The sequence below is a fragment of the Aquimarina sp. 433 genome (genome assembly GCF_054054605.1).
Genome location: NZ_JBSWZK010000009.1, coordinates 242,029 through 253,752, shown reverse-complemented (window position 1 = coordinate 253,752; position 11,724 = coordinate 242,029). Strand labels below are relative to the sequence as shown.

Here is an 11,724-nt window from a genome sequence, read left to right as displayed (position 1 = left end):
GTTCTTTTACTTTGGCTGAGATAAAGGATAAAAAAAAGAGATTATTATCCATAACAATCTCTTTTTAGAATAAATTATGTAACTGGAAATTAAATAACTTCCACATTAACTGCGTTTAGTCCTTTTTTTCCTTGTTCAGTAGTAAATTGAACTTTATCATTTTCTCTAATAGTATCGATTAAACCTGTAGAGTGTACAAAAACGTCTTCTCCCGATTCATTTGACTTGATAAACCCAAACCCTTTTGAGTCATTAAAAAATTTTACTATGCCTTCTTGCATCTTATTAAATTTAAAATTATTAAATATATATTTTGTTCAAGGAAAGAGATAAAATGATTTTTAACGAGCTATGTATCAACTCAATTAAAAATTAAATAAAACTTAAAAAAAATAAAGTAAAGAAAAATAAAAAAGGAAAGAAGAGAAAACTCTTTAACTAATTACCAAATAAATACCTTAAAATTAAAAAGGTGTTCTTTCTAGAACAATGCAAAGATATACTTTTAAATTCTACATGTACATATTTATTTGGTAAATAATTAAAAATCATATTTTCTCATCATCTTTAATGCACTTTCAATATAAGTAAATTGATATATAAGATATAAAAATGGCGGTTTTCTTTCATGCGTTCATAGGCCGTAAAATCTATTAGGATAGGTATGTGGAAAGATTTTTATGGTATTATTCCACCGCCAGTAATTAAAGAGTGGTTTGAGATTAAATAAACTGAAATTCTATTTTTTAGTATCAACTAATCATTTAATTTCCAATTGTATTCTAAATATTCAATATTCGCAGATTCATTAGCCTTTGTAATAGCATAACGATTGATAAATGGTATGACACCTTTCTTAAAATCTACAGCATACCATTCGAATATTTTACTAATTACTATCTTATCTGATCCAATTTTGTTTTTAGAAGTATCATTAATCCAGCTTCTAGAAAGTGTTTCTAATTGATAATTTAGCTTAGATGGGAAAAAGGCTCCTTTTAATAATTTGGGACAAGAAACTGCGGCACAGTTAAAAGCTACATGCAATCTAGGTTCATTAAAATTAGGACGTACGATGGTATTTTCTATTTGGTTTAAAGAATATACCTTACTACCAGATTTAATAAATTTTTTATCCCATGGTTTCCCTGAGTTGATGTTTTTGATACTTTTTACAGGATAAGAACTTGCTACCAACTGAATGGTTGAAGCGTTATAGAGATTAAACCAATATGCCAGTTTTTCATTTTTAGTCCAGTCTTTTTTGGGATAGGTTTTTTGAAGATGTGTTAGATATTCTTCAATTTTAGAAATATTAGATTTAAATCCTCTATAATTTACTTTGCCAGAGGAGGATACATGCTTCTTTGTAAGTTGATCCCAAATGCTATGATCTGGTCTAACTTTTACAACTTTGTTCTCTTTCTTTTTGCTAATTTTCTTTACTTCGGTTTTTATAGCTTTAGCTTTTGCAGGAGTCTCTTTTAGAATTGTATCTGTAATCTTTTCGTTAATAGTATCTTTTAAGACTACTAAAGTGTCAGCAATAGGGCTTTCAATCGATTCTTTTGTTTGATCTAATTTAGAAGTATCAGCGACTTTATTAGAAATTATTTGTGGCTCTTTATTAGAAGAAATACATCCAAAAAGAATACAGGCTATAGCAAATTGAAAGGCAATTTTCATAGAATGAGATTTTAGGTATCTGTAAGATAGTAGTTATTCTTAGTACTTACAAAAAACCATTCCTCAAATCTACTGTATAATTTATTTTAAGTTGCTCAGTATAAAATCCAGCTTTTTATTAGTATTTAGATTTTTGGCAAAGGAATCGGTAATATGCGTACCTCTGTTTGCTAATCCTAAATCTTGTAACTTGCTGATATGTTGTTTGTTTTCTAAGGTTACTTTACCCGTTAATAGAAGACTGATGTCTTCATTATTATGATAATAATCGTATATCTTTTTAAGTCCCGTGAGGTATAAGTAGTCTTTGGTAAATCCACCACCCCTATGAGCTCGTAATGTGATTTGCCATGCCGCTTCACGATCTAATTTGTATTGACTATAAAGTAAATCAAATGTATCTTTAAAGTCATATCCTTTGATTAAACTATCTGCTGCGATTACACGATAGGCTAATTCTTTCATACGCTTTAGTGTAAGACATCCAGACATATATTCGCTAAAAACAGCCAATCCTTCTTGTGTTTCTGTATTATTTACAAAACCGTTAGAAAATATTTTTAACGGTTGACTTTTACCGTTAAACGTAGTTACCATATGAACACCAATTTCGTGATTGGCTAGTACCTGAAGTTCATTATCACTAAACTGGTAGTTTTTCTTTAATAATAGGGTTTCCGATGCATTTAATACCATAGCAGAGGCAGAGATGTTTGTAGACTTTTTAATAGTAAAGTCAAAATCATATCTTTCTGAGAACTTTCTGAAGTATTTCTCTGCATCAGTGGCAGAATGCTTTTTTTGCATGGATTCATCTGGATCTTCATCTTCAAAATGAAGAATAAATCTTGCGTTTTCTACATCACGTTCTTTAGGAGTACCAAATACCTTTAACGAATTATAATAGAAGTTTTTTCCGCTACCTATCGTCTCTATACACTGAATCAATCCAGAATATTCATAAATAATATCCTGAAAAAGTTTACGAATTTCATCGTCTTCAATTCTCTCTAGTCGTTGACTAAAAAATAATCTTTGCAATCGATATGGATCAAATTTTATTTTCCGATAGTTAAAGCTAGGATTAAAGCGGTATTTACAAGCAAAAAAACTTTTCTTTTCTTGCTCTATATTTAAAGGATTAAGGTAGTTAAGAAGTTCAATATTCTTTACTAATCGATCCAGATTTTGATCAATTTTGAATAAATCTGTATAGGTGTCGACAACATCTCCTATCATATCTTGTTTTTAACTAGAATGCAAAAATAATAGATTAAGTTGTGAGATACACTACTTTAGGTCAATAAAGCTTTTATAAAATGAGGCGGCGTGCTCCGGAATCCTTACTTGGAGTTCTTTTTCAATAGATTGTACTACTTCTGGATATAGTACATATGCTATTTCATCACAATAAATTTTAGAAAATTCTGTCGCTAATACTAAGGTGTTATTGAAATGATGAGTGATATATTTCAGGAAGTAACCATTTCCCTGGAAAGTATCATTTATCGCTGCAGTAGTTTGGGTATGGTAAGGTAATTTAATATTTGATAGACTATTACACCAAGAAGAGGCAAATGAACCAAAACGCTCGTTATCAATATTTTTAGTTCCTAAATTTACAATAGGAACTTCGCGATCCCAACGTTTCCAATTGTAAGAGTGCATATCATACACTATAGCAGCACCATATTTTGACTCAATTTTATGAACAAGTTCGTGTACTACTGAATAGAAATTTTGATGTTTTCGTAAAGAAATATCTTTTTCTTTTATGGATAATGGCTCTTTCCATAGTTGTTTACCCCAAGCGTCTTCATAAATAGCATTTTCGGGATCTCTATTTAAATCATACTCAAATCTAGAATCACATCCAGCTATAACAATCGGATGAGTTGCTATCATTTGCTTTGTAGCAGGATCTTCTTCATACCAACGTTCATATTCTGTATGAATACAATTCTCCCAAAGTTCTTTTCTAAATTGATGTCCATCATGAACTGCAGCACAGATATAATAGGCGTAAGAATCTATTTTTATCGTAAAAGAATAATCTTCTGTTACTGCATGAAAAGGTTCTTCCGCTTTTATTCTAGAAATGATCTCTGAGACAGACAATCTAAGCATCATCAACAGTTTTTCTTAGTTTGGCTTTTCTATCAAATCGATTTACTCGTTGTACGACCTTATCTTCAATAAAATCAACGACTTTTTCCTGTAATCTAACCTTATATTTTTTATTGATATAAGTAATACCGCCTGGACTCATTACATTAACTTCTACCAGCATTCCGTTAATTACATCGATACCAACAAAGTACAAACCGTCTTTTACCAGTTTCGGCCCTATGAGTCTACATAATTCTTTTTCCTGTTTGGTTAGTGAATGTTTTACAACAGACCCACCAGCGGTAACATTAGATCGATGATCGTCTTCTGCAGGCACTCTTCTCATAGCACCAATAGGTTTTCCATTGAGAATTAATATTCTAACATCGCCTTGATCTGCTCCTTCAATATAGTCCTGTAGAATTACATAATTTGTCGTACCATCCTTGTTATCAATATAAAAATCTAGCAAGGACCGAATACTACTCATGGCTCTTTTTTCTATTAAGATCACACCCGAACCACCAAAACCATTAAGAGGTTTAAGAATCATTTTATCGTTTGGGGATTCCTTGATCATCTTAATTAAGTAATCCTTATTTTTTGTAACATGAGTTTTTGGAATAAAATGAGTATCTATATCATCAAAAGCCGCTGTATAGAGCTTGTTATTAGATCTTCTGATACCATCAATATCGTTCATGATAAAGACATCATCCTTAATGGAATCCAAAAAATTAAGCATAATCATATCTAGAGGAGGGTTACTTCTCAAAATAATAACATCAAAGCCCGCCAAAGGCAGCATTTCATCTCTAAAGGTAGCTTTGGTGTAAAAAGACTTCATTGAGGATGATATCTTTTCTTGTCTATTTAATACTTTACAAAAAGAATATGTTACACTATCTCTGATGGTTAAATTAGAAGGCGTAGCCATAGCTACCCCATGTTTTCGCTTTGCGAATTCGTGAATTAACGTAAGACTGGTATCCTTTTCAGGGTTAATTTCCTCCCAAGGATACATTAGAAAACAAACGTTCATGAGTTATAAAAATTTTAGAAAAGAAAAATAGTAAAATTTATGCTTAGATGATTTAAAAAGACGTATAATTTTATAAAAGATCTCCGTATTATTTACAATCTAAGTCTATTTGGATGTTTTCTAATTTAGACCAAACAGGATGATCTACTTTTTTAGGAGAAAATTTAAATAATACCAGATGTTTCTCCAGTTCAGGACAAGCTGAATATTTTGCTACAACATTTAGAGTAACTTCTTTTTTTGTTGTAAAAGCATCATATGTTATTACTTTACCCGCATACGATGTTTCATCGAGTTTTTCGAAAAAAGCTTTAGATGTTGGAATTGAAGAAGTAGTTGCGTCTTCGGATCCAGAAACCACTCCCATTAAACCATTAAAATATGTTTCTAATTCAGATTCCAAAATCTTACTGGATAGCGTTGGAACTTCATCTAAATACCACAAAAATGCATATGTAAAGTAATCCTCTGCATCTTTTTTCCCCCAGCCTGGTGCAAATCGCACATATTCAGTACCTTTATAAGTAAGTGAAGGTGCAAACGATAACGGAAATTCTATTGTTTCCTTTCTCCAGTTATCAGGCGCCATAAGTGGGTTAGAAGGGGTATTACTGTCTGTACATCCGATGATTACAAACAATAATAGTATAAAAAATGGTATGATTTTTGAAAAAGTCATATTAAAAACAATTATTTTAGGGAATAAAAATACTAATTGTAAAAATATTTATTGATTTTTATAAATTTGTTAAAAGGAAGGAAAAAATTAAGAATACAAAAAACAAAAAATGAAGTTATATACGTTTAAAATATTACTATTATTTATTTTTTGTGCACAAATTTCTATGGCACAAGCCCTAACAGATCAGGAAGAAGCTGCAATTATTAATGTTCAGAAAGATATTGTAGGGAAATTAACAGGACATGAACCGATAAAAGGAAAAAAGAAACTTTCTAGTCGAGCTACCCCATCTGAGAGACGAATTACAGCTGATTATTTGTCTGATTACCTTAAAGGTATTGGATTAAAACCTTTAAAGAATGCTTATAATGTACAGGATAAGAAAGGTAATTCATATAATGGCACTAATATATATACAGAAATTCCAGCTACCAATGGTAGTGACGAGTATGTCGTACTAACCGCGCATTATGATACCGCAAAAGGAAGTCCTGGAGCTGTTCATAATGCTACTGGAGTTGCTCTTGCCTTATATGTAGCCAGAGAGATTGCTAAATTGGAAGAAAGAAAGGTTAATTTTATCGTCGTATTCTTCGACCAGCAAGAAACAAATATGATTGGTTGCAGAATGTTTGTGAAGAAACTAAAAGAAGACAAGTATAATGTAACCTCTATGCACCGAGCCGATTATGTAGGATGGGATAATGACGAAGATAGAGCAATAGAATTATTGTCCTCTAATATCAGTTTAGAATCTGCATACAGATTGGAATCGGGAGTACCTGTTTTTAAAAGAAGAGTATCTACACCGGAATCAAAGATTTTTTCTAAGTTAGGGTATGAAACGATTACAATTACTGCAGAGTTAATGAATGGTGATAATTCTCCTTATGTTCGTCAGGCAGAGGATAAGTACACTACAGTAAACTTTAAATATTTAGCATCAACATCGTACATTGTGTACAAAGTGATGAAATCGTTTGCTAAAAAAATCTACTAATATTTTTAGTGCACGAAATTTAAAGAACCGAATAATTTCATAATATACAGAAGAGTTCCTTAGCTAAGAAGGAACTCTTTTAGTTTACTATAATCATTCGTTTTAATACTTACTTTTTCTTTATTCAGTACTTTTTGGATTTGTTTTGGTATCTCAACATTGAGATCTAATGTGTTTTCTACAATGTCTAAAAACTTAACAGGATGCGCGGTTTCTAGAAAAATACCATATTCATTCTCATTAAGGCCATAGGATTTAAGCCCTAAATAACCAACAGCTCCATGAGGATCTGCTATATAATTAGACTTTTTATAGATTTCTTTCATGGCTTCCTTGGTTAAGGAATCATCAAAGCTATAAGCAGAAAAATCATTTTTAAGCGAGTTGAAATTATTATTGAATAATTGTTGTATCCTAATGAAATTACTTGGATTTCCCACGTCCATGGCATTGGAGATTGTAGCTTTAGAGGCAGTAGGCTCGTATTTCTCTGTATCCATATAGCGCACAACAGTATCATTTACATTTGTAGATGCAACAAAATGTTTCACAGGAAGGCCTAATTTACTTGCTACAATACCAGCACAGATGTTTCCAAAATTACCACTAGGTACAGAAAACACAATATCTTTACCTTTGGATTTTAATTGTTTGTAAGCAAAAACGAAATAGAATAATTGTGGTAACCACCTTGCTATATTAATAGAGTTAGCTGAAGTCAATTGCATATGATCCGTAATACTGGTATCCAGAAATGCCTTTTTAACCATATCCTGACAATCATCAAAAACACCATCAACTTCTAGTGCGGTTATATTTTGACCTAGAGTAGTTAATTGTCTTTCCTGTATGTCACTAACTTTTCCTGATGGATAGAGAATAACAACGTCAACACCTTTTACACCTAAAAACCCTTGTGCTACAGCACCACCAGTATCACCAGATGTAGCTACTAAAACAGTAACTTTATTTTCATTATTCTTATTAAAATATCCCAAGCATCTGGCCATAAACCGTGCTCCAACATCTTTAAAAGCCATTGTAGGACCATGAAAAAGCTCCAATGTACCGATGTTTTCAGAAATATCAACCACTGGAAATTCAAAACTTAGAACATCTTTTAGAATCTCTCTTAGTTCAGTTTCAGGAATTTCATCCCCAACAAATTGTTTGATAGTTTGATACCCTATTTCCACTTCATCTAGGGTCTCAATATTTTCAAAAAAGGAATCGGGTAGAGGAGTAATGGTTTCTGGAAAATATAATCCTTTATCCGGAGCTAATCCTTTTATAACAGCCTCAGAAAAAGAAACTTTTGGGGCGTTATGATGTAAACTATAATACTGCATGAATATGCTATTTATTTAATTAAGTAAAGCAGAAAACTCTATCTCTACCAAAATATTAGGGTCGATTAATTTTGATACTTCCACCATGGCAGTAACCGGTTTTATATCTCCAAAATATTCTCCATGTGCTTTTCCGATATCTTCCCATTTGGTAATATCAGTGCAATAGATTCTAGTTCGTATTACATTAGACAAATCAGCGTCTAACTGTGACAACACTTTTTTTACGGCCTCGATAATAGCGACTGTTTGTTCATATTCATTTGCACCTGGAGCAGTAGTTCCTGAAACTTCAATGATTTTTCCTATTTTAATCGCTCTGGAATATCCTACAATATCTTCCCATGGAGATCCAGTTGCTATTTTTTTTACTTCTTGCATTTTACTCTAATATTTTAATTCCGGCACTATTTATTTTGGATATATGAATATCAAAATCCAATCCTGTCGTTGCATATACCTCTCTGATGGCATCAGCTACTTTTTTTGCGGTATCCATTCCTTTGCTTAAAGCAAATATTGATGGTCCAGATCCAGAAATACCGCATCCTAGTGCGCCATTCTGAATTGCAGCATTTTTTACGTTGTTAAATTCTGGAATCAGGATAGAGCGCATAGGCTCTATAATTACGTCTTCCAAACTACGTCCAATTAAATCGTAATCTTCTGTAAATAGTCCAGAAACTAGTCCTCCTACGTTACCCCATTGATGAATAGCTTGCTTTAGTGTTACTTTTTGCTTGATGACAGATCTGGCATCCGAAGTTTTTACCTCTATTTGTGGATGTATTACGGTCATTACTAAATCTTTGGGTGTATGAAGTTTTATAACATCTAAGGGATCGTAACTTCTTACTAATGTAAATCCTCCTAAAAGAGCAGGAGCAACGTTATCAGCATGAGCATTACCACTTGCTAATTTTTCTCCTTCCATCGCAAACTCCACTAATTTATAAGGAGAAAATGGATTATCGAGAAGATAATTAACAGCCCAAACAGCACCAGCACTACTAGCAGCACTACTTCCGATACCACTTCCTGCTTTGATGTTTTTGTATATTTCTATATCAACACCAATATTCTTTTCATACGTTTCAAGTAATGCTTTCACAGCAACACCAGCTACATTTTTATTGGTTTCTAAAGGTAAATCAGCACCTTCTATTTTAGTGATTCTAACACCTGGTTCGGAGGATAATGATACAATCATTTCATCACCAACTGTATCTAAGCAACAACCCAGAACATCAAAACCACAGGACAAATTAGCTACTGTCGCTGGTGCAAATACTTTTATACGTTTTGTTTGTGATTGCATAGTTTACTTTTTACCAATTCTAATTATATCGGCAAATATACCAGAAGCAGTAACTTCTGCACCTGCACCTGCACCTTTAACAATGAGGGGTTGCACTGGATAACGATCTGTGTAGAAAAGAACAATATTATCGCTTCCTTCTAAATTATAAAATGGATGATCTGCTGGAATGTGTTGCAGCCCTACTTTTGCTTTCCCATCTTCATATTGGGCAACATATTTTAGCCTACAATCCTTTTGATTAGCGTCATCAAGAATTTTTGCGAAATGTTCTTCGTTAGTTTTTAATGTTTCGAAGAAATCTTCTACAGAGGATGTTTCCAGACTCTCTTTTGGTAAAAATGCTTCTTTTTCAATGTCCTCAAGCTCCATTATTTGTCCACTTTCACGTGCTAAAATCAAGATTTTTCTGGCCACATCTACACCGCTTAGGTCAATTTTAGGATCTGGTTCTGTATATCCTTCTTGTTGCGCTTGTTTTACAATGTCATAAAAGTTAGTTCCTTCTTTGTAATTGTTAAACACAAAATTAAGACTACCTGATAAAACTGCTTGGATTTTATGTACATGATCACCAGAAGCAATGAGATTGTTTAGTGTATCGATAATCGGTAAACCAGCACCAACATTAGTTTCATATAGGAAAGAAGCACTAAATTTTCGTGATAATTCTTTCAATTCAGCGTAATTCACATATTCATCGGCACAAGCAATTTTATTACAGGTTACCACAGCCATACTTTCGGCTAGATAATGTTTATAAACCTTTGCAATATCTGGGTTGGCGGTGTTATCTACAAAAATGGAATTACGAATGTTCATTTCCTTCGCAGTTTCGAAGAATTTTTCTGAGTTGGCTTTTTCTCCTTCTGCTAATTTTTCTTGCCAAGAGTTTAACTTTATTCCTTGTTCATCAAAAACCATTGTCCTGGAGTTTGAAATTCCAACAACCCTAATTTTTAATCTTAATTTGTCTTTTAAGTAGCTTTTTTGTTGTTCTAATTGTGATAATAGTTTACTACCTACGTTTCCAACTCCTGTTATAAAAAGGTTTAATTGTTTTGTTTTTACTTCAAAGAATCGTTCATGTAAGATATTTAGTGCTTTTTTGATATCTTTTTTTCCGATAACAACAGATATATTTTTTTCTGATGCACCTTGCGCTATGGCACGAATATTCACGTTATTTTTTCCGAGAGTACTAAACATTTTCCCACTCAAACCTTGATGATGATACATATTATCTCCAACAAGCGCAACAATTGCTGTATCGTTTTCAATTTTAACAGGGTCTACTTTGTGCTTGGTAATTTCAAATTCGAAAGTAGCGTCAAGTACCGTTTTGGCTCTTTCAGCATCTACAGACTCTACGGCTAGACAGATAGAATGCTCAGAAGAAGCTTGGGTAATAAGTATAACGTTGATGTTTTCTAAAAACAGAGCTTCGAATAGACGTTTAGAAAATCCTGGAATTCCGACCATTCCACTTCCTTCTAAAGAAATAATAGAAATATCATCAATATGACTTATTCCCGTAACAGGTTTTGCTCTATTTGTAACTTCTCTAGTTATTAGGGTACCTTTATCCTCAGGTTGAAAAGTGTTTTTTATTACAATTGGGATGTTCTTATCCAAAACTGGGTGAATAGTTGGTGGATAAATAACTTTAGCACCAAAATGAGATAACTCCATAGCTTCCTGATATGAAATATGGGCAACAGGTTTCGCTTGTTTTACCAGTTTCGGATTTGCGGTGTACATTCCACTAACATCGGTCCAAATCTGTAATTTTTCGGCCTGTACGGCTGCAGCCAAAATTGCAGCTGTAAAATCTGAACCACCTCTTCCCAAAGTAGTAGGTTCTCCATCAGAAGTTCTAGCTACAAAGCCAGGAAATAAACTAATTTGGTGTTTGTTATCCTGCACATATCTCTTTATTCTGAAGTTTGTCTCTTCGTAATCGATAGTTACCTTAGAGGCTTCAGTCGTAATTATATAGTCTCTTGAATCTTTTAGAACAATATCCAATTCTCTTACCTTAGCAGCTTCTGAAATGATAAAAGATGATAACATTTCACCAAAGCTAGTGATCACGGATTCGGTTTTTGGGGATAATTCACTTAACAAGAATACACCTTCACATAAGGATTCTAGTTTATTTAGTTCGGATTTTACTTTACTGATAATAGCACTTTGAGAAACAACAGGAATTAATTCTTTAATAACATCCAGATGTCTTGTTTCTACGATAGCTAATGTATTTTTATATTTTTCATTGTTGGAAGAAGCCTCTTTACCAGCTTGAATTAAAAGATCTGTAATACCTCCCAATGCTGAAACCACAACGTATAAAGGTTGATTTTCAGATTGTTTTTCAATGATTGTAATTACTTTTTCTATAGTCGCTGCATTTGCAACAGAAGAACCTCCAAATTTTAGAACGTTCATAATATGGTATTTATAAAAGATGAATTGATAAAGCTTTTTCGATAGTTTCTTTACGTAAAATAAACTACCTACTTGATTTCTAAAGTTATA

Annotated in this window: 11 protein-coding genes; 1 reads left to right on the top strand and 10 read right to left on the bottom strand. The window is 32.7% G+C overall.

The window, feature by feature from the left end:
* Positions 1 to 89: 89 nt before the first annotated feature.
* The 6 genes from ACWNT5_RS18560 to ACWNT5_RS18535 form a co-directional block, all read right to left on the bottom strand.
* Positions 90 to 281: a cold-shock protein gene (locus tag ACWNT5_RS18560; protein ID WP_299601118.1), complete on the bottom strand. Its 192-nt coding sequence runs from the start codon at positions 279 to 281 to the stop codon at positions 90 to 92.
* A 475-nt stretch (positions 282 to 756) separates the two neighbouring features.
* On the bottom strand, positions 757 to 1,686 hold the full coding sequence (locus ACWNT5_RS18555; protein WP_456518215.1) for a DUF547 domain-containing protein: 930 nt from the start codon (positions 1,684 to 1,686) through the stop codon (positions 757 to 759).
* 81 nt (positions 1,687 to 1,767) lie between these two features.
* Positions 1,768 to 2,925 (bottom strand): flavohemoglobin expression-modulating QEGLA motif protein, encoded by a 1,158-nt coding sequence (locus tag ACWNT5_RS18550; protein ID WP_299601122.1) that lies wholly within the window; start codon positions 2,923 to 2,925, stop codon positions 1,768 to 1,770.
* Between the two features lie 51 nt (positions 2,926 to 2,976).
* Positions 2,977 to 3,813 (bottom strand): N-formylglutamate amidohydrolase, encoded by an 837-nt coding sequence (locus ACWNT5_RS18545; RefSeq protein ID WP_299601125.1) that lies wholly within the window; start codon positions 3,811 to 3,813, stop codon positions 2,977 to 2,979.
* Positions 3,806 to 4,837 (bottom strand): glutathione synthase, encoded by a 1,032-nt coding sequence (gshB, locus tag ACWNT5_RS18540; protein WP_299601128.1) that lies wholly within the window; start codon positions 4,835 to 4,837, stop codon positions 3,806 to 3,808. The genes ACWNT5_RS18545 and gshB overlap by 8 nt, the downstream gene beginning before the upstream one ends.
* Positions 4,838 to 4,925: 88 nt before the next feature.
* Positions 4,926 to 5,516, bottom strand: a complete 591-nt coding sequence (locus ACWNT5_RS18535) for a hypothetical protein (protein ID WP_299601131.1) — start codon at positions 5,514 to 5,516, stop codon at positions 4,926 to 4,928.
* 109 nt (positions 5,517 to 5,625) lie between these two features.
* Between ACWNT5_RS18535 and ACWNT5_RS18530 the strand changes: the two genes are divergently transcribed.
* On the top strand, positions 5,626 to 6,519 hold the full coding sequence (locus ACWNT5_RS18530; protein ID WP_299601133.1) for a M28 family metallopeptidase: 894 nt from the start codon (positions 5,626 to 5,628) through the stop codon (positions 6,517 to 6,519).
* A 59-nt stretch (positions 6,520 to 6,578) separates the two neighbouring features.
* Here the strand turns inward: ACWNT5_RS18530 and thrC are convergent, their stop codons facing one another.
* Genes thrC through thrA form a run of 4 tightly spaced genes read right to left on the bottom strand, consistent with a single transcriptional unit; the run spans position 6,579 to position 11,634 of the window.
* The gene (gene thrC, locus ACWNT5_RS18525; RefSeq protein WP_456518214.1) at positions 6,579 to 7,868 is read right to left on the bottom strand and encodes a threonine synthase; all 1,290 of its coding nucleotides are present in this window, start codon (positions 7,866 to 7,868) and stop codon (positions 6,579 to 6,581) included.
* Positions 7,869 to 7,883: 15 nt separating this feature from the next.
* Positions 7,884 to 8,249, bottom strand: a complete 366-nt coding sequence (locus ACWNT5_RS18520) for a RidA family protein (RefSeq protein WP_456518213.1) — start codon at positions 8,247 to 8,249, stop codon at positions 7,884 to 7,886.
* A gap of 1 nt (position 8,250) precedes the next feature.
* Positions 8,251 to 9,186, bottom strand: a complete 936-nt coding sequence (locus tag ACWNT5_RS18515) for a homoserine kinase (protein ID WP_456518212.1) — start codon at positions 9,184 to 9,186, stop codon at positions 8,251 to 8,253.
* 3 nt (positions 9,187 to 9,189) lie between these two features.
* Positions 9,190 to 11,634 carry a bifunctional aspartate kinase/homoserine dehydrogenase I gene (thrA, locus tag ACWNT5_RS18510; RefSeq protein ID WP_456518211.1) on the bottom strand — a complete coding sequence of 815 codons (2,445 nt, stop codon included), beginning with the start codon at positions 11,632 to 11,634 and terminating at the stop codon, positions 9,190 to 9,192.
* Positions 11,635 to 11,724 lie beyond the last annotated feature (90 nt).

Excerpts from the sequence above, each read along its gene's own strand:
- ACWNT5_RS18520 (WP_456518213.1), bottom strand. The coding sequence starts at position 8,249 with ATGCAAGAAGTAAAAAAAATAGCAACTGGATCTCCATGGGAAGATATT.
- gshB (WP_299601128.1), bottom strand. The coding sequence starts at position 4,837 with ATGAACGTTTGTTTTCTAATGTATCCTTGGGAGGAAATTAACCCTGAA.
- ACWNT5_RS18515 (WP_456518212.1), bottom strand. The coding sequence starts at position 9,186 with ATGCAATCACAAACAAAACGTATAAAAGTATTTGCACCAGCGACAGTA.
- thrC (WP_456518214.1), bottom strand. The coding sequence starts at position 7,868 with ATGCAGTATTATAGTTTACATCATAACGCCCCAAAAGTTTCTTTTTCT.
- thrA (WP_456518211.1), bottom strand. The coding sequence starts at position 11,634 with ATGAACGTTCTAAAATTTGGAGGTTCTTCTGTTGCAAATGCAGCGACT.
- ACWNT5_RS18550 (WP_299601122.1), bottom strand. The coding sequence starts at position 2,925 with ATGATAGGAGATGTTGTCGACACCTATACAGATTTATTCAAAATTGAT.
- ACWNT5_RS18535 (WP_299601131.1), bottom strand. The coding sequence starts at position 5,516 with ATGACTTTTTCAAAAATCATACCATTTTTTATACTATTATTGTTTGTA.
- ACWNT5_RS18560 (WP_299601118.1), bottom strand. The coding sequence starts at position 281 with ATGCAAGAAGGCATAGTAAAATTTTTTAATGACTCAAAAGGGTTTGGG.
- ACWNT5_RS18545 (WP_299601125.1), bottom strand. The coding sequence starts at position 3,813 with ATGCTTAGATTGTCTGTCTCAGAGATCATTTCTAGAATAAAAGCGGAA.
- ACWNT5_RS18555 (WP_456518215.1), bottom strand. The coding sequence starts at position 1,686 with ATGAAAATTGCCTTTCAATTTGCTATAGCCTGTATTCTTTTTGGATGT.
- ACWNT5_RS18530 (WP_299601133.1), top strand. The coding sequence starts at position 5,626 with ATGAAGTTATATACGTTTAAAATATTACTATTATTTATTTTTTGTGCA.